The organism is Bacillus sp. FDAARGOS_1420, from assembly GCF_019344915.1.
GTDB lineage: Bacteria > Bacillota > Bacilli > Bacillales > Bacillaceae_G > Bacillus_A > Bacillus_A mycoides.
Genome location: NZ_JAHWJB010000002.1, coordinates 1,707,774 through 1,727,415 on the forward strand (window position 1 = coordinate 1,707,774; position 19,642 = coordinate 1,727,415).

Below are 19,642 nucleotides of genomic sequence, written 5' to 3' on the forward strand. Positions count from 1 at the left end.
TAAAATTTTAAAGTGTTGGTTTTTTATTGTGTGAATAAGAGGTTAGTTGTTGTTTTGGAGTTTAAATCATTGATTTAAACTTAGCAATTGTATCATGTAATCTTTCTAATCCAATCAACATATCTTTATCATTTAACATTGAATAACTAATTCGTAAATGATTATATTGAGTTTCATGGCTTAACAAACAAGCTGTTCCAGGTAAAAAAGAAACATCTACTTCATTCGCTTTTTGTAATAATGTAAAAGGATCGATTGACTGCGGGAGTGTAACCCATAAGTTAAATCCACCATTAGGTATTTCAAATTCTAATTCTTTTAATGGAGATAATATATCAATTGTTAAATCGCGTCTAATTTGTAAAGCAGTACGTAATTTTTCTAAATGATTTTTCATTCGTTCCGCTCGTAAAAAAGGAAGTAGTGCTTTTTGTGTCAATAAGGGACTACCAATATCCATCGAAGCCTTCACGGCGTATAACCATTCAAAGATAGGACCTTCAGCTATAAGTGCCGCGATGCGAAGACCTGGTGCTAACGTTTTACTAAATCCTTTTAAATATATAACATGACCATTTGTATCAAAGCTTTTTATTGGAGGGGGAATTTTAAAATCCTCAAAATATATCTCTCCGAAAGAATCATCCTCTAAAATGAAAAATTGATAAAGCTCTGCTAGTTCTACAAGTTCCATTCTTCTTTCTTTACTCATTACTGTACCCGTTGGATTCTGAAAAGTAGGATTCACATATAACAAAACAGGATTCTTTCTTTGACAAATATCATCGATTAAATCTGAGCGAATGCCGTTGTTATCAAGACTAACAGGGATAATTTGAACTCCTTTATTAACAAATACATCAAGCGCCGCTCCATAACACGGACTTTCTACTAACACTATGTCTCCAGGCTTTAATAATGTTTGGGCGATTAAATCGATTCCTTGCTGGGCACCACTTGTAATTAATAATTGAGATGGATCTGTAACTAATTGTTGGTGTTCTTTTAAGTAGTTTGTTATTTCCACTCTAAGTTCTTTATCGCCTTGAACAGGTCCGTAAGTTGCTAGTATCATTTGATCTTTATTAAGTAATTTGTGCATTTCATCTGAAAGAAACGGATTTGGTAATAAACGTGGATAAAGGACCGCCTGTGAAAAATCGAAATATTTACGGTGTTGGTTCATCACATATTGAGAACGCATAACATTAATGGATTTCGTTTGTTGCCATTGATATGGAATTGGTTTGAAATCTTTATTCATACGTTTATGTATATAGGCACCTTTTCCTTGTTCAATTCGTATATAACCTTTCGTTTCTAACTGTTTATAAGCTTTACGAACAGTTAATAAACTAATTTGCAAATCATCGGCCATAGAACGTAAAGAAGGGAGGTAATCGCCATGTGAAAGCATCCCGCTTTGAATTCTCTCAACAATTTGCATATATATTTGTTGGTAATATGGTATGTTGGATTCTTTACGCAGTACTATCTTCATAGAATCACCTGTTTTTCTTTTTAATTTAATTAAAGCGAAAAACAGTCTGACAATCAACTATATTTTTATTCAACTGTTATATGCGCGGATACACTGTTATACACCATATCCTCTATACTCATTTCAAGAGTAAAAAGGAGGAAGGAAAATGGTCATTTTAAATTATATTTTAGTATGTATTATTTTTGGAACGACATTTTTAACGATAAAAATTGGAATAGAAGCGGGGGCACCACCATTATTTTCAGCTGGAATTCGTTTCTTTTTGGCGGGCCTTATTCTCATTATTATTTTTAAATTAAAGCGAAAGGATATTATGCCTTACTTATTATCGAAACGTATTATATATGCTGGTTTTTGTTTAACATTTATGACATTCGCGACCCTTTACTGGGCTGAACAATATATTTCTTCTGGATTAGCTGCAGTTCTATCTGCAACAGCCCCAATGATGATTTTGCTATTACAATCAAAGAGAAATAAAACAAAATTGCAAAAAGAACAACTTGTCGCTTTAGTTATAGCACTCCTTGGTGTTTTTTGCATTTCTTTACCTGGAATGCATCAAGAACTTACATTCATATGGAGTATCGCTTGCCTTGTTATATTAGTAGGAGAGTTGTTTTATGGAATAGGTTCTATTCGTTCTAAAGAGATACTTTCAGATTTACCTAACGTATCACCATTTCTCATTAACGGCATTCAAATGTTTTATGGAGGAGTGTTGCTATTAATTGTATCTGTTGTAATGGAACAGCCGAATTTAGCTGTATTAACATCTTGGAATGTACAATGGCCAATTTTATATCTTATATTTGTAGGATCTATCGGTGGACACGGTTTATATTACTGGCTTTTATCAAAAACAAATCCAGTATTTCCATCGACTTGGTTGTATGTATCTCCGTTAATTGCTGTTATTGTAGGTTATTTTGTATTAGGAGAACCATTAAATCCTGCAATGGGAATTGGTGCTTGTTTAATCTTGATTGGTGTATTTTTAGCAAATCGTTCTACGCTGGGCGTTTATTTTAAGCAAGGGAAGTTATTGAAGAAAGAAATGTAAATAATACAAATAATACAAATGGAATCATTGGACTATTAAGTTAATAAAAGTTTATTACTTTATCAACTTAAAAAGCATGTTACTACTGACTTGTAACATGCTTTTTATTTTTACACATTAAGTTTAACATAATTTGCTTAGTAATTAACGAACGATGTACTTTACGAACAGTGTACGTTATGTTATAAATAAAACAAGTAATTCAATAAAATATAAGGTGTGATAAATGATGGAAAGAAAAAATAAAGGAGAAAAACGTATTGCAATTATAGGTGCTGGACCAGGAGGTTTAACATTAGCTCGTATATTACAGAAACATGGTTTAAAATGTGTCGTATATGAAAGAGAAACATCACCATGGATTCGGCAACAAGGAGGTTCATTAGATATTCATCATGATTCCGGACAAGAGGCGCTTAAAGAAGCAGGATTGTTAGAACAATTTAATGAACTTGCTAGATATGAGGGAGAAGATTTTCGTTTATGTGATAAGAACGGGAAAATATATTTAGATGAAGTAGCGGATCCTAATGGCGGAAATCGTCCGGAAATTGATCGAGGCACTTTACGTGAGTTACTTTTAAATTCTGTTGATCCGCAATGTATACATTGGGGCTATAACTTAACAAAAGCCATTCCTGTAGAAAATGGTATACATGAACTTCATTTTGAAAATGAACATGTAGACACTGTTGATTTAGTGGTAGCAGCAGATGGTGCCTTCTCTCGAATTCGTCCACTTGTCACAAATTCTATACCGCAATATACTGGTATTAGCATGGTAGAATTGAATTTGAAAAATGTAACGAAAAATCATCCTCAGATGGCGAAATTTAATCGACGTGGCAAAGTATTTGCACTTGCGGAGCATAAAGGAATTCTTGCGCAATTAAATGGAGATGACAGTATTCGCGTGTATTTAAGTTTTAGAACAGATAAAAAATGGCTTGATAATTGTGGAATTCCATTTAAAAATTTAGAAGAAGCAAAACATCAACTTCTACAATATTTCGAAGACTGGGATGAAACACTTAAAAATTATATTAGATGTGCAGATGGTGCGATTTTTCCTAGACGAATTTATATGTTACCTGTTGGACTAACTTGGAAAAGTACGCCTGGTGTTACTTTAATTGGTGATGCTGCACATTTAATGTCTCCATTTGCTGGAGAAGGTGTGAATCTAGCGATGCGTGATGCGGCAGAACTTGCATTATCTATTGTAAAACATGATAATTTGAACGAGGCAATTGGAAATTACGAAGAAAAAATGTACGATTATTCTTCTCAATCCGCTGAAGTGTCAAATGATAATCTTGAGATTTGTTTCTCAGAGGATGCTACTATGAAAATGTATAATCTTATGAATCAACTTCATGAGCAACAATAAAAATATATTTACTAAAGGAGAACTATGGAAGAACAAACGAATACAATTACTAGTCGTCGTTCACGACCAGCAAAAGAACCGTTAAGTAAGGAAATCATTGTTAAGACTGCTTATGACCTATTAGAGTCTGAAGGTATTTCTGGCCTTAGTATGCGTAAAATTGCAAAAGTATTAGATACAGGTCCGTCTTCTTTATATGTATACGTAAAAAATGCTGATGAATTAAGAGCGTATGTATTAGATTATGGTCTAGGGAAAATTGAAATAACGGATGAGAAAAATGAACCATGGAAAAAAGAACTATTTGCACTTGTACATTCATATTTTCGAATTTTATTCGACTCTTCTGGAATGGCAGAATTAGCTTTAATGACAATTCCAATTGGGCCAAATTCTTTAGCCCTTACTGAACAGATTTTGCGTCAATTACATGAAGGTGGAGTGAATGCAAGAGCATCAGCATGGGGAGTAGATATTTTACTGTTATATGCTGCTTCGGTCGCATATGAACAAACAGCTCGCAAAGAAAAAGGTACCACTCTTGACCCAATTCGTGCTTCGTATGAGGCTTTAGATACAGCAAGGTATCCAATGATTGTAAGTCTAAAAGAAGATATGTTATCTGGTGGAGAAGAACGATTCCGCTGGGGATTAGAAGTTGTTTTGCAAGGTATTTTACATACGCAATAATATAATTAGTTTAAAACAGAGAGCTAGTTGAGCGGCACTCTGTTTTTTTGAAAGAAAAATATGATACCTGTGTCTACAAACTACATTGTTAATGAATTTCAACATCTCTTTTTATACGATAGTAATAGACAACTTACACAATATAACCAGAAGTTAAAGGATTGGTTAGAATCCCTATATATCAAGGGATAGATTTATTTTTAGGTGAAATTGATTATTTAGAAGCTAAAGTTTTTGGAATAAAAGGTGACAAAAGAATTGTTAGAAAGCAAGTAATAACATTAAAAGATTTTGTACCAGACTATTTAATTATAGATAAATTCATGCTGAGACTTTTTATAACCACCGAGGGATATATTGAAGGTGAGAGAAAGGAGCTACTTTTATGGTAATAAAATAAAGATAAAAATATGAAGCGAGAAAATGAGGGTTTTATTTTTATAGAATAAAAAACACACTAGGTCTTTATATCCTAGTGTGTTTTTGTAATTAATTCACTTTTTTTATAAAACCTTTATAATGACGCTTCACAAGTTGACTTTCTAACGTCTTCATCGTTTCTAATGCAACACCTACGATGATTAGTAAACTTGTACCACCGATTTGAGCAGATGGTGGTAATGTAGCGATTTTTGTAAATACAAGTGGTAATATTGAAATTGCTCCTAAGAAAATCGCACCGATAAATGTTAAACGGTATAAAATTTTTGTTACATACTGTTCTGTAGATTTACCTGGGCGAATACCCGGGACATATCCGTTTTGTTTTTTCAAATTCTCAGCCATTTGTTCAGGATTTACTTGAATAAACGCGTAGAAATATGTGAAGGCAACGATAAGACCCACATATAGTGTCATTCCAAATGGATGTGCAAAATCAAGATTCGCAATTATCCATTTAGATACGCTTGAATCAGGGAAGAGCTGCGCAATTGTACGCGGCGTCATTAAAAAGGCTGAAGCAAAGATAACAGGAATTACACCTGCACTATTTACTTTAAGAGGTAAATGAGTATTTTTTGCTCCTTGATATTGATTGTTTCCTGAAACAGCTTTTGCATATTGAATCGGTATTTTTCGAACTGCTTGTTGGATGTAAATAACACCAACAACTATCGCTAAAATTACGAGTCCAATTAAAACCATTTTTATTATGTGCATAAATAACTGATCGCCTGCGTTTTGGAATTGTTGCAAATAAATTTGATTAGCGACATTCGGAATCGCCGCAACAAGTCCTGCGAAGATAATCATTGAGATTCCATTACCAACGCCATTAGCGGTAATTTGTTCACCTAACCAAAGTAAAAATGCAGTACCAGCAGTTAAAACTGTCGCAATAAATAAGTATGTAGTCCAGCTTTGATCTGTAATTAATTGTCCACCTGCTATATTATTAAAACCATAAGACATCCCAATGGATTGTATAAATGCGAGAATGATTGTAAAGTATCGAGTAAATTGAGCTGATTTCTTACGGCCCATTTCTCCTTGCTTTGCCCATTCTGTAAATTTAGGTACAACGTCCATTTGTAGTAATTGTACAATGATAGAAGCTGTAATATATGGTGTGATACCTACAGCAAAGATTGAGAAGTGTTGCAGTGCTCCTCCGCCAAATACGTTTAGCATACCTAAAACGTTGGCTTGATCTTGTACTTTTAATACCTCTGCGTTAGTATGAGGAACTGGAATAAACGTGCCAATTCGAAAAACAATTAGCATCGCTAGTGTAAAAAGAATTTTGTTTCTTATCTCAGCTACTCTCATGAAATTTGAAATCGTACGAAACATTATGTCGCCTCCTATATTTTTATCAGTTCAAAACTGATTATTATATCCCGATGAAGTAACCACAAACCTCCTTCCGCATTAAATTCATTTGACAAATGGAATTTTATACATTTTGTAGTTTTCACGGATATAAAAATATAAGGTGTTATACAAGCGATTTATTGACTTTTCGTAATCATTCAATACCCATAATATAACTAATAAATTAACAAATGTACATACATAAGCATTAAAAATGAATGAATAGGATGATTTTTTACATATATTTAATGCTAGATTGATAATTAGGAACGTTTTATGTGGTTATATTGAAGGGATTCCGTGGAAAGTATTATGATGTAGCTGTAGCGCATAATAACCCCAAGGAAATCTTCAAGGATGTTGAGAGAACTCATACGTTTCAGCATGAATTAGAGAACCTACTAAAGAAAGAAAAGATTGGATTGGAATAATAGTGAAGGAAAATCTTTTTTCCATAGAGAATATTTCTAGCGTAGGAATCTAAGTATGTAGGTTCTAATGAAAGGAGAGTTCACATGAATACATTTGTAAATAACAAGTTTTATGAAACTAGAAATCAATTATTTGAGGAAATTACTTTGTTAAGTGATGCTCAATTTAATAGGAAACCAGATAAGGATAAATGGAGTATAGCACAAGTTTGTCATCACTTAGTTTTATTAGATGAGAGAGTTATAACAGTTATTTCATCGGGATTAAAAAAGATGGATAGTATCTTAAATGAGCGTAAAGAAATTCACACTATTTTATTAGATAGATCGATAAAATTTATAGCCCCAGAAATGATTGAACCAAGTATAAAACCATTTGAAGTGCAGCAAATGGTTGATTTGTTAAACGACTCTAGAAAAGAATTGATGCGTTTCCTGAGTACAATAGAAGATGAATCTATATTAGCGAAAAAATCAGTGACGCATCCAGCTCTTGGAGAATTACTTCTTGATCAGTGGATAGAACTGATCTATTTGCATGAACAGCGTCATATAGAACAAATTAAAGAGATAAAATTGCTTTGTGGAGTTGAAAAGTAAACATCATTATCTATTTTTTGAGCGATTTGGGATAGCATCAAGCTTTCGAGTGATAAAATAGAAATCCTGATTAAAATTATGATGAATTTAGTTGAAAGCAACCAATAAGCTGAAGAAATTACGAAACTAGTAGATCTTACCCCTGAAGAGGAAACGAACATTCAAAAAAATCTGAATCCGTTTTGCTGTATAAGTGTAACCCCGTCTTAAATGAAGAGCGGGGTTATTATTTTTGGAAGTGATCTCAGCATTTTCATTTAGAAGGAAATAAATTGGCAATGAAATCCGAAAATGTAATCAGCATTACACACTATATCTTTAAGTTATAATGATTTTCGGAAATGAGCTATATGTCCAAATTTTTGAAAGTAATCTTACACCTACCATTGGGTAAGCACCTTTCACGCGTTTGAGGAATAAGTATTTTGTCAGAAAACGATAAAATACAATTCTATTAAGGGATATATGCATTTTATTCTCTTTATTTTTGTAGTTGAAGTTTTCTGAATAACAAGTTATATTTTTAAAGTTCAAGCAACTTTATGACAGTACAAAAAGGGGAGAAATATTGATATTATGCAAAAAACGAAATGGAAGAACTATGTATGCTATTTTATTATTCTTATGCTTCTTGTAACAGCAGTAACAGTCAAACCAGCTATTTCTAAGGCTGAGGAATCTAATGTTAATATTACATTGTTAGGTACTGCAGATATTCATGGTAGATTTATGCCTTGGGATTATGCGCTTGATGGAGCAAATATGAGTGGAAGTTTGACGCAGCTTTATACGGTTATAAAGAAGGTACGTCAAGAAAATCCAAATACCATATTAGTAGATGCCGGGGATACAATTCAAGGAAACTCAGTAGAATTATTCAACGATAAGCCACAATCGCCAATGATGGTAGCAATGAATACAATGGGATATGACGCCTGGGCATTTGGAAATCATGAATTCAACTTTGGATTAGATACATTGAAAAAAGTTAGTGAGCAATACAAGGGAAAGACGTTAGCAGGAAATATTTATAAGGAAAATGGAGAGCGTTTTCTTCCTGCATATACGATTGTTGAAAAAGGTGGAATTAAAGTCGGGATTATTGGTATGAATACACCAATGATTAGTGATTTTGAAAAAGGGACAGATCATTTGGATGGTTTAGTAGTGAAAAATCCAGTAGAAGAGACAAAAAAGGCTATTAAAGAATTAGAAGATAAAGTAGATGTAATGGTAGGGGTTATGCATATGGGACTAGAAAATGAGAATGGAATCCCAGGTACTGGTGTTCAAGATATTGCGAATGCTTGTCCGGAACTAAGCGCTATTTTTGCGGCTCATATGCATAAACTTGTAAAAAAAGAAGTTGTAAATGGCGTAATTATTACAGAACCAGATAAATACGGAACGCATATTTCACGTATTGACCTTACTTTTACAAAGCAAGATGGGAAGCTTGTTTTAAAAGATAAAACAGCTACCGCTATACCTGTAAAAAATGCTGATGGAACTACAGTATTATCTGATTCTACACTTGAAGAAACACTAACACCTTTTCATGAGTATGCGAGAGGAGATGCAAATGTTGTAGTCGCTCAATTAAAGGGTAGAAACCTTGTTCCTGAAAATGAAATAAAGGGTATTCCAAGTGTGCAGATTCAAGAGACACCTTTATCTGATTTCTTTCATGAAGTCATGCTCCATTACAGCAAGGCGGATGTAGTAGCCCATCAAATTGATAATGATTATGCCCGTTTGGATATAGGTCCTATAAAGAAGAAAGATATTGCTTATAATTATCAATATGCTTTGGGAGAAATTACAGTATATAAGATAACTGGAAAAGATTTAAAAGACTATATGGAATGGGCAGCAGGATATTTTAACTCATCTCGTGCCGGAGATGTAACAGTTAGCTTTGATAAAAACCGTCGTGCGTCTAAATACAGTACGAACGATTTCTTTGGAGGCGTAAAATACGAAATTGACTTAACAAAACCATATGGTAGTAGAATTACAAATTTACGCTCTATTCGTACAAATAAACCAATCAAAATGAGCGATGTTATGACGCTAGGAATGAATGCGTATAGAATGGAGGCTCTTCAGGCAAAAGGGGGAGCTTTAGAGGGACGTAAATTTGAACAAACTTGGTCATCTAAACAAGAGAATGCATTCGGAGAAACAGGTGGAACCATTCGTAACCTTGCTATTACATATTTAAAAGAGGTAAAGAACGGTGTATACACGCCAAAAGTTATGCATAATTGGAAAATTACTGGTGTAGATACACATTCTTCAGAGCATAAGGCTGTAGTTGATCTTATAAATAAAGGGATTTTAGAAATCCCAAAAACAGAAGATGGAAAATATACAAATATAGCATCTATAAATACTAAAGATTCAATTACAAAAGAAGAGATTGTAGCACTCTCACAAAAAGCTAATATTAATCCAAATCAGTTTAATCATGTAAAAAGAAAAGGTGAATTTTACAAAAAACTTAGTAGGATAATTAAATAAATATAAAAAAGATGGCTCTCGTGCAAAAAACTATTAAACTTGGACATACCATTAACCTAAAAAAGTTTGTGATCGGTATGGAAATATAGAGAATCATCGGTAAAAAATCCCCTGAATCGCTTTGAAGATTTAGGGGATTTTTCATTTAAATAATTATTGTTTCATTTCTCACTATGTATATTTATAATATGCTTTAAAAGAACATACCTTAAGTTAATAACATGCAATAGATATGTCCTTTTCTATATTTAAATGGGGAGACAAATTTATCTTTGAAAGATATTTTTGACAAGATGAAACTCATATAAGACTTCAGCAGTCTCAAAACGTTACAATCCATGCAGCTATAGACATAAATAACAAAATTATATTGAAAAATCTAACTTGTATATGCGTTGCCTCACTAAAGTATTTATCTACTATTCTTAAAATAGTAAAGAGTGGTTTTTTATGTTGTTAATAAGATATAAGTGTACTTTGATTAGAATGAATATAGATAATTAACGACTAACCAATTGGATGAGCACCTAAAAGGGCTCATTTTTTATTTTATCGACCACATATATGTAATTTTGCATAATATTACATAAATTTTGTATTTTCTCTTTTTTTCGACATAAGTAGACAGTATGCTTTGTACAAGCTTTCTATTTCAAAAATTATACGAGGTGAAAAAATGAAAAACACAAAGACATTAACTAAGGTAGCATTAACAACAGGATTAGCTTTAACAGCTGTGGCACCATACGGAATAGGTCATGCAGAGGAAACAGATCAACTTCAAGTTCAAATTCAGGAGGACTCATTCCGTTCAGGTGAACTTACACAACCGTCACAAAAAACACCAGAGAATGTAGTAAAAGATGCTCTTAAGGAGAAAGCTGAACAAGCTCTTTCTCCAAATCAAGTCAATGGAGAAACAGGAGTAGATTATAAAGTTCTTCAAAAACGTGGTTCGTATGATGGAACAACACTTGTGCGTATGCAGCAAACATACGAAGGAAAAGAAGCATATGGCCATCAATTAACTGCACACGTAGATAATAAGGGTGTTATTAAAAGTGTTTCAGGCGATAGCGCGCAAAATTTAAAACAAGAAGAATTGAAAAAGCCTATTAATCTATCAAAAGATGGAGCGAAACAATATATTTATACGAAGTACGGGAACGATATCAAGTTTATTTCTGAGCCAGAAGTTAAGGAAGTTATTTTTGTTGATGAAAATAATGGACAAGCTAGCAATGCATACCAAGTTACCTTTGAAGCGGCAACACCAAACTATGTTTCCGGAACTTATTTAGTAAATGCACAAAATGGTGATATGTTAAAAAATATGGTACAAGAATCTAACTTAAAAGCAAGTGAAAAACTAGTTGGAGCTTTAAAGGAAAGTAAAAAAAGTAGTCTTACATCATTAACTGGAACAGGAAAAGATGATTTAGGTATATCTCGTTCATTTGGTATTTCTAAACAAAGTAATGGCAAATATGCACTTGCTGATTATACAAGAGGGCAAGGAATTGAAACATATGATGTGAATTACAGAGATATTACTAAAGAAGAAAGCTATTATCCTGGTACACTAGCAACCAGCACTTCAACAACATTTAACGATTCAAAAGCAGTAAGTGCTCATTACTTAGCAACAAAGGTATTTGATTTTTATAAAGATAAATATAAGCGTAATAGTTTTGATAATAAGGGACAAAAGGTAGTTTCAGTTGTACATGCTTGGGATTCTGAAGATACGAACGATCCGAAAAATTGGCAAAATGCATTAAGTGCTAATAATGGAAGTATGCTTGTATATGGCGATCCTATTGTCAAGGCATATGACGTAGCTGGACATGAATTTACACATGCTGTTACTTCTAGCGAATCTAATCTTGAATATTACGGTGAATCTGGTGCGATTAATGAGGCGCTATCTGATATTATGGGAACATCTATTGAGAAATACGTAAATAATGGAAGCTTTAACTGGACAATGGGCGAACAAACTGGATCTGTTTTCCGTGATATGGAAAACCCAGCTTCTGTTCCATCTTCACTTGGAGTACCGTATCCAGATGATTACAGTGAATTTAACGATTTTAATGGATGGGATCAAGGTGGCGTTCATTTTAATTCAAGTATTATTAATAAAGTTGCGTATCTCATTGCAAAAGGCGGAACTCATAACGGAGTAACTGTTAAAGGAATTGGTGAAGATAAAATGTTTGATATTTTCTATTATGCAAATACAGATGAGTTAAACATGACATCTAATTTCAAAGAATTGAAATCAGCATGTATTCGAGTGGCAACTAATAAATATGGGGCGAATACAGCTGAAGTTCAAGCAGTGCAAAAAGCATTTGATGCAGCAAAAATTAAGTAAGTTAGAAATATAGTTTTTATTCATATCTTAATACATTATAAAAAACAGCTAATATCATATTAAGATATTAGCTGTTTTTTTACGTGGCAATGTATTAGTGAAAATAAAATTACTAAGCAATAATCAGGCATCTATCTTCAATAAGTTACGACAAATATATAAGATTTCAAGGGTGTAAAAACAGAAAATTAATAATATATTGACCTCTTAATAGTAAGTGCTATAGAATGAAAGCGATAACAAACGATTGCTTTAAAATGATTTCCCTGATCTTTTAGTATTTACAACTATATGAAGGCAAAAAAAATCTATTTTTTTAAGCATTAATGCAAACGTTTTCGTATTAAAAGATCATTGAAATACATACGTGAAAATAGTCAATATGGGGGTGAAGTAAAAGGGATTTCTACATTAATTTAAGCAGTGTAATTTAGTATGAGCATAATAAATAGCTCGTACTATATAAAGAAAGGGTGTATGTGGTGCAAATGACAAAAAGATTAATTAACAAATCATTTTTATTACTTGCCATAATCGTTATGTTATCATCTGTTTTCTCTTTTCAGAGTGTGAAGGCAGTTTCAAATTCGAAAACAACTGAAGTTATCATTCATTACAAAGAGAAATCTGGAAATACAAAAGACTGGAATCTTTGGGTATGGGGAGAAAATGCAAACGGTAAATCTTATGAATTTACTGGTGAAGATGAATTTGGAAAATACGCTAAGATAAAAATAGATGGTGACTATAATCGTGTAGGATTTATAGTTCGTACCAATGAATGGGAAAAAGATGGAGGTGATCACTGGGTTGAAAATATAAGGGATGGTCGTGCTGAAGTATGGATCCTTTCGGGTGATGAAAAAGTATATAACTCTAAGCCTTCTTCGGATCTCTCAATTCAAAAAGCTACTATTGATAGTTTTAATGAAATTACTGTAACGACTAATGTTCCGTTTAATAGTAAGGAACAGAAAATTGAAATTGAAGGCGTTAAAATTAAGGGAATTAGTCCTTATGATAAAAATAGTGGAGATATTACTAATAAGGTTAAAATAATTACGGAACAGAAAATTGATTTAAAACAAACATACAAAGTTAAAATAGCAAACTTAGCTGATGCGAATACTGAAATCGGTAAAGTCATTCGTAGTGAGGAATTTGATAATTTATTTTATTATGGTGGTAATGATTTAGGGAATATATATACTCCGCAACATACAAAGTTCCGTTTATGGGCTCCTACTGCGAGTGAAGCGAAGTTAGTTACATATAAAAAATGGAGCGATAAAATAGGTACTGAAATAAACATGCAACAAGGTGAAAAGGGAACTTGGAAAGCAGAACTTAAAGGGAACCAAAAAGGTCTCTTTTATACGTATAAGGTGAAAATTGGGGATAAGTGGACTGAAGCGGTTGATCCGTATGTGCGTGCTGCTTCTGTAAATGGAGATAAAGGTGCAGTTGTTGATTTAGAAGAAACAAATCCGAAAAAATGGAAAGCAAACAAAAAGCCAAAATTTAAAAATCCGGAAGATGCTATTATTTATGAATTGCATGTACGCGATCTTTCCATCCAACCTGAAAGTGGTATTAAGCAAAAAGGGAAATATTTAGGTGTAACAGAAAAAGGAACAAAAGGGCCTGAAGGTGTAAAAACAGGACTTGATCATATGAAAGATCTTGGTGTTACTCACGTTCAGTTTTTACCGATATTTGATTATGCTTCAGTAAATGAAGAAACTTTAAATGAACCACAATATAACTGGGGATATGATCCGAAAAATTTCAACGTCCCAGAGGGCTCCTATTCTACAAATCCTTATGAGCCGACTGTTCGAATAACTGAATTAAAGCAAATGATTCAAGTTCTGCATGATAATAATCTTCGTGTAGTGATGGACGTAGTATATAACCATATGTATAATGCCACTGAATCTAATTTTCATAAGTTAGTTCCTGGTTATTATTATCGTTACAATGAAGATGGAACATTAGCAAATGGAACTGGTGTAGGAAATGATACCGCTTCGGAACGAAAAATGATGAGGAAGTTTATGGTGGATTCCGTCACATACTGGGCAAAAGAATACAATTTAGATGGGTTCCGTTTTGATTTAATGGGTATTCATGATTATGAGACGATGAATGAGATACGTAAAGCTGTTAATCAAATTGATCCTTCTATTATTCTGCATGGAGAAGGATGGGATTTAAATACACCTCTTGCGGCTGAATTGAAAGCAAATCAAAAAAATGCAGAGAAAATGAAAGGGATTGCTCATTTTAACGATAATATACGTGATGGATTGAAAGGTAGTGTATTTGAGGAGAAAGAAAATGGTTTTGTAAATGGAAAACAAAACATGGAAGACCGTATTAAAAAAGGCATTACAGCCGGTATTGACTATGATACAAATTCGTCTACTTATCAAGATCCGGAGCAGGTGCTAACTTATGTGGAAGCACATGACAATCATACTTTATGGGATAAACTTGAGTTGACTAATTCAGGTGACAGTGAAGAAATGCGAAAACAAATGCACAAATTATCTTCTTCTATTTTATTAACATCACAAGGTATTCCATTCTTACATGCAGGACAAGAGTTTATGCGCACAAAATATGGTGATCATAATAGTTACAAATCTCCTGATTCAATTAACCAGATGGACTGGTTACGCCGTGCAGCATTTAATAATGAAGTAGAGTACATGAAGGGCTTAATAGATTTACGCAAAAAATACCCAGCTTTTCGAATGACATCTGCAGAGCAAATTAAAAAGTATGTAGCTTTTATCGATGTTCCAAAAAATGTTGTAGCTTATACAATAGATGGAAAGGGAAGTGGGAATAAAAGCGAATACTTTATGGTGGCTCACAATGCAAATAGGGAAGCCGTTGACATAACACTTCCATCGAAAGGTCCATGGAAAGTGCTAGTAAACGGGAATCAGGCGGGAAGTAAAACACTTTACGTTGTCCATGACAATAAAATTAAAGTTTCTGCATTAAGTTCACTAGTTTTAAAAACAGAGAAACCGATTAAATAAATGCAAAAAGCGAAGTGACGGTTGTTTTCACTTCGCTTTAAAAGTTAACTTAATATAATTTCACATACTGTAATTATATTACAATTTAATAAACAAAAAGAGAAGAACTCACCAAGGTTCTTCTCTTTTTTATGTGTAATTAGGGTTTCCATAACTGTAGATATGGATGGTGTAAATTAATGGATGAATAATTTACTCTTAAAATTATAACAGAACAATTAAAGATTTTTATATGTAATATTGCATATAAAGGGTAAACAACAATAATTTCTTTTCATAAAAATAAGCCCCTGGTGAAAATGATGAGTAACCCTTTTCCATATGAAATGAACTTGGTATAAAATGAAAGATTACAAGTATAAGATTCTATACTTAGTAATCCCTCACTTTAAGGTATGTCTTTGGGGAAGTTTTGGGAGTTCAATCGATTCTGAATAAAATTGATAGTATCAGTTGCAATTTTTTTACGTTTAAGGACAATCCCGGCATGCCCACATGTATAAATATATCGCGTAGGTCTTTCCCAGGATTCCCACAAATAGTCCGTATCCTCAGAATGTACATAAAGATCATGCTTGCCTGAAATTAATAAAATATTTTCTTTTTTTACTTTTGGTAATGCTTGACTCGGTTCAGTGATTTTCCAATAAGCTATTAAATCATCATACGTAACACCATGATGTTCCAAGTCTTCTCTAATAAATTTACCTGGATTTGTCTTCCAAATTGAATAAGAGAGTCGATTCGCGTAGAAAATGGATGCTAACACATCAATTTCTGGTTCAACAAGAGATGTTAAGTTAGTAATAACTCCACCTAAACTGATTCCTATTAAAATCAAGGGACCATTTTTATTTGCTTTAATCCATTTGATCAAAGTTCGTAAATCAGCTACCCCTTGTTTAGTTGCTTCTACAGTTCGTTCAACATTGGCACTTACCATGTACTCTCCACTATATAGGGATTGGTTCGGTTTTCTGTCAAAATGATATGGTAAAGTGAAATAATACATATTCCACTTCAAGTTGGTCATATGGTCGTGGAATATTTTTTTTACACGTTCGTTAGAATCCATTCTCCAACCATGAACAAAGATGACATGAGGTGCATCTTCATTTTTATGTAAAAATAATTCCCCAGTGACAGAATCGTTGCGTGAATCACCAGATTGAACCGAGCTTTTATATTTGAATTGTCCAACCATGTATTCCTTTTCTTGTTTTAAATGCTTAATGTTAAAATGAATATGAGATGGTTTTACTTTATAAAAAAATTCTATGTCCTTTATATATAGTGAGGTGTTAGAAAGAGAAGTATACTGAAACTTTACACTTCTTTTTTTGTGCAAATCATACAAGGCGTATCGATCAATGAGTTTTGAAAAAATCAAATTAACCTCCTCCAAAATACATATCGTCTAAAAGATGGACAAAATTTATGCTGTAAATTAATTGTAAAATATTCTCTTTTCCTAATAGTAGATGCTTGAATTATAAAACAGGTGGGGAATTTGTATATTATATTATAAAGCTATCAATAAAATAAAACTATAAATATCTTTTACAAAAACCTAAAAAGCAAGTTAATATTCTCATTCATAAAAGAGAACATTAACTTGCTTATTTTCGTATCAAAAGGTACACCTTTTGAAGTGACGTAATTTATATGAAAGACAATGTGTCAATTTGTATATTTAATACAGTGATAGTTACCATAATTTTCGAAGCCTATAGTTAATTAACCTTACAATATACGTCTTTTTGGTATATGAATAGCTATATTCATTAGAGAAAGAGTTTTAATCCTTCATGAGAATCTTTAAAACCTAATTTCTTATAAAAGTGTAAAGCTTCTTGTCGTTCTTTATCTGTTGTTAACTGTACTAAATGACATCCCCGTAATTTAGCACGTTGAATAGCCCATTTAATAAGTTTACTTCCTATACCTTTACCACGTTTTGATGAGGCTGTCCGTACACCCTCAATTGTAGCTCTCCACCCCCCTTGACGTACAATGTAAGGCGTAAATGTAATTTGTTGAATACCGACAATCTCCATCCCATCACACGCTACAATCAACTCATTATTTGGATCACAATCAATAGCATGAAATGCTCTTATATAACTATCAGGGAGTGGTGTTTCATAGCGCTCTCTTTTATTTCCTAAAACATCATCAGCAAGCATTTTTACAATTTCATCTAAATCATCTGCCGTTGCAATCCTAAATGTTATAGTTTCTGTCACTATCAAAAAACCTCCTTAATGTATGCACTTGTTACTTTTATTTTACTTGTTTAAATACAAAAGGTTAAATTATAAAATATTATGAGTCTCTATAACTTTTTCTTATAGATAGCATAAAAGCCTAACTTATAAAATTACAAGTTAGGCTTTTTAACACAATATTATTATTAGAGAATCCGACCAACTTCAATAAACCTCCATATTCTTTAATGAATTTTCATATTTAACAAGTACACATATAACCATCCAAATAGGGTGGTTTTTATTTGTTGTATAGAAATTACGTAATAAGCATGGATTTGTATGCTCTCATTCAATGCTATCTAAAGCCATAACTTCCTTGCCAATATTCAAAAACGATTACGTTTTTGAATATGTGTTCCGGTCTTTCTTGACCAGGTCAATGAATAACTACACATAAACTCCTTATATCTCTAGATAAACTACCGATTAGCTCCATATAGACTCTAGATAACCTATATAGAATACAAGTTATCAAGGAGGTAAGAAAAAATGAACTTTATGAAACGAGCAATTCTCAGTATGAAAAAAAGAGTAGGAACATCATTAATTTTGATGGCAGTTTTCCTAATTGTTACAAATTTAGTGTTGGCAGGATTCGCAATCCAAAATGCATCAAAAAAAGCTGCTGATGCAGCAAGAAAAAAACTCGGTGCAGATGTTACTTTAAGTCTTGATTTTGACAAATTAGGTCAACAAGCTAGGGAAACTGGAGAGATGCCTAATCCACCGAAGCTTAATACAAAAGAAGCAGATCAATTAGCGAAGTCAAAGTATGTAAAAGACTATAATTACATAACTAGCACTCTGGGAATTTCTGACGGACTTAAACTAGTAGGGGCTTCAGAAGGAGAAGAAGAAGGAAAAGGTAAGGCGGGAATGGCGGCTGTACGAGGCGGTTCAGGCTCCGGTACAGAAATAGATATGAATTCTTCTTTTATGATTGAGGGAGTTCGCAAAACTGCATTACAAGAAAGCTTTAAGAATGGAAAAAGTAAAATCATTGATGGGAAACCAATTACAGAACAGATGAAAGATCAGAATGTAGCTTTAATGGAAAAACGATTAGCGGAATTAAACAACTTGAAAGTAGGAGACAAAGTTAAAGTGCAATCAGGGGATAAGAAGGAAACCCTGGAGGTTGAAATTATCGGTATTTATGAAACGAATGAGCAAGCAATGGGGCAACAAGCTCCTCCTATAATGGATCCAGCTAATAAACTATATATGCCGCATTCAACTATGAAAAAATTAGAAATAGATCAAGGTATAAGTAGCATTCAAGTCGTGTATTTCTTGAAAGATCCACAAAACATTGAAGCATTTAAAGAAGAAGCAAAAAAATCTGATATTGATTTTAATTATTATAAATTAGATGCACATGATTCGTTGTACAAACAAATGATTGGGCCTATCGAAAATATCTCATCAACTTCTCAAATGATTATTTATATTGTATCAATTGCAGGTGCGATTATTTTAGGGTTAATCATTATGTTATCGATTAAAGCACGTCGTAAGGAAATGGGGATTCTATTGTCCATTGGAGAGAAAAAGTGGAAACTGATGGCGCAGTTCGTAGTAGAAGTAGTATGTATCGCTATTTTAGCATTTGGATTATCCATAACAACAGGAGCAAAAATTTCTCAATTCATAGGGAATAATTTACTTTCGAGTGAAATTGCTACAGCAGGAGAAGAAACAAACACCCCACAAAATGGAACTGTAATGGTAGCTGGACCTGGTGGAACTGTACAAAATCAAAAAGAGGATCCCATTGATAAAATTAATGTAAGTGTAACAGGCGAAGATGTAGGGAAAATGGGGGGGATTGGACTAGCTATTGCTATATTAGCAACGCTTCTTCCAGCATTATCTATTCTACGCCTGAATCCAAAACAAATTCTTTTAAAAGATGAATAAGGA

14 protein-coding genes are annotated in these 19,642 nt (G+C 33.0%); 10 read left to right on the forward strand and 4 right to left on the reverse strand.

Annotation, left to right across the window (positions count from 1 at the left end; all coding sequences use genetic code 11):
• Nucleotides 1-61: 61 nt before the first annotated feature.
• Nucleotides 62-1,501: a MocR-like pyridoxine biosynthesis transcription factor PdxR gene (gene pdxR, locus I6L50_RS18960; RefSeq protein WP_219302363.1), complete on the reverse strand. Its 1,440-nt coding sequence runs from the start codon at nt 1,499-1,501 to the stop codon at nt 62-64.
• A gap of 148 nt (nt 1,502-1,649) precedes the next feature.
• Here pdxR and I6L50_RS18965 point away from each other — a divergent pair, with 148 nt between their 5' ends.
• From I6L50_RS18965 to I6L50_RS18980, 4 genes are all read left to right on the forward strand, one after another.
• On the forward strand, nt 1,650-2,567 hold the full coding sequence (locus I6L50_RS18965) for a DMT family transporter (RefSeq protein WP_219302365.1): 918 nt from the start codon (nt 1,650-1,652) through the stop codon (nt 2,565-2,567).
• 226 nt (nt 2,568-2,793) lie between these two features.
• A complete protein-coding gene (locus I6L50_RS18970; RefSeq protein ID WP_219302367.1) occupies nt 2,794-3,957 on the forward strand; it encodes an FAD-dependent oxidoreductase in 1,164 nt (387 codons plus the stop codon).
• Nucleotides 3,958-3,981: 24 nt separating this feature from the next.
• Nucleotides 3,982-4,647: a TetR/AcrR family transcriptional regulator gene (locus I6L50_RS18975; protein ID WP_219302369.1), complete on the forward strand. Its 666-nt coding sequence runs from the start codon at nt 3,982-3,984 to the stop codon at nt 4,645-4,647.
• Nucleotides 4,648-4,808: 161 nt separating this feature from the next.
• Nucleotides 4,809-5,039 (forward strand): hypothetical protein, encoded by a 231-nt coding sequence (locus tag I6L50_RS18980; protein WP_257475402.1) that lies wholly within the window; start codon nt 4,809-4,811, stop codon nt 5,037-5,039.
• 97 nt (nt 5,040-5,136) lie between these two features.
• Here I6L50_RS18980 and secY read toward each other — a convergent pair whose 3' ends face one another.
• Nucleotides 5,137-6,441: a preprotein translocase subunit SecY gene (gene secY / locus I6L50_RS18985; RefSeq protein ID WP_002069884.1), complete on the reverse strand. Its 1,305-nt coding sequence runs from the start codon at nt 6,439-6,441 to the stop codon at nt 5,137-5,139.
• Between the two features lie 299 nt (nt 6,442-6,740).
• On the opposite strand from secY, the gene I6L50_RS18990 reads away from it, so the two are divergent.
• The 5 genes from I6L50_RS18990 (at nt 6,741) to pulA (ending at nt 15,449) form a co-directional block, all read left to right on the forward strand.
• On the forward strand, nt 6,741-6,893 hold the full coding sequence (locus I6L50_RS18990) for a hypothetical protein (RefSeq protein WP_181777901.1): 153 nt from the start codon (nt 6,741-6,743) through the stop codon (nt 6,891-6,893).
• 84 nt (nt 6,894-6,977) lie between these two features.
• Entirely contained in the window at nt 6,978-7,493 is a 516-nt protein-coding gene (locus tag I6L50_RS18995; RefSeq protein ID WP_219302371.1) for a DinB family protein, read from the forward strand.
• A gap of 576 nt (nt 7,494-8,069) precedes the next feature.
• Nucleotides 8,070-10,016, forward strand: a complete 1,947-nt coding sequence (locus I6L50_RS19000; protein ID WP_002085369.1) for a bifunctional metallophosphatase/5'-nucleotidase — start codon at nt 8,070-8,072, stop codon at nt 10,014-10,016.
• A gap of 676 nt (nt 10,017-10,692) precedes the next feature.
• Nucleotides 10,693-12,396, forward strand: a complete 1,704-nt coding sequence (locus I6L50_RS19005) for a M4 family metallopeptidase (RefSeq protein WP_219302373.1) — start codon at nt 10,693-10,695, stop codon at nt 12,394-12,396.
• Between the two features lie 482 nt (nt 12,397-12,878).
• The gene (gene pulA, locus I6L50_RS19010; RefSeq protein ID WP_219302375.1) at nt 12,879-15,449 is read left to right on the forward strand and encodes a type I pullulanase; all 2,571 of its coding nucleotides are present in this window, start codon (nt 12,879-12,881) and stop codon (nt 15,447-15,449) included.
• A 388-nt stretch (nt 15,450-15,837) separates the two neighbouring features.
• Here pulA and I6L50_RS19015 read toward each other — a convergent pair whose 3' ends face one another.
• Together I6L50_RS19015 and I6L50_RS19020 are read right to left on the reverse strand one after the other, a co-directional pair.
• Nucleotides 15,838-16,839 (reverse strand): alpha/beta hydrolase, encoded by a 1,002-nt coding sequence (locus I6L50_RS19015; RefSeq protein ID WP_219302377.1) that lies wholly within the window; start codon nt 16,837-16,839, stop codon nt 15,838-15,840.
• A 394-nt stretch (nt 16,840-17,233) separates the two neighbouring features.
• Complete coding sequence (locus tag I6L50_RS19020) at nt 17,234-17,695, reverse strand: GNAT family N-acetyltransferase (RefSeq protein WP_002085364.1); 462 nt, start codon at nt 17,693-17,695, stop codon at nt 17,234-17,236.
• A gap of 513 nt (nt 17,696-18,208) precedes the next feature.
• Between I6L50_RS19020 and I6L50_RS19025 the strand changes: the two genes are divergently transcribed.
• Nucleotides 18,209-19,639 (forward strand): ABC transporter permease, encoded by a 1,431-nt coding sequence (locus tag I6L50_RS19025; RefSeq protein ID WP_219302379.1) that lies wholly within the window; start codon nt 18,209-18,211, stop codon nt 19,637-19,639.
• Nucleotides 19,640-19,642 lie beyond the last annotated feature (3 nt).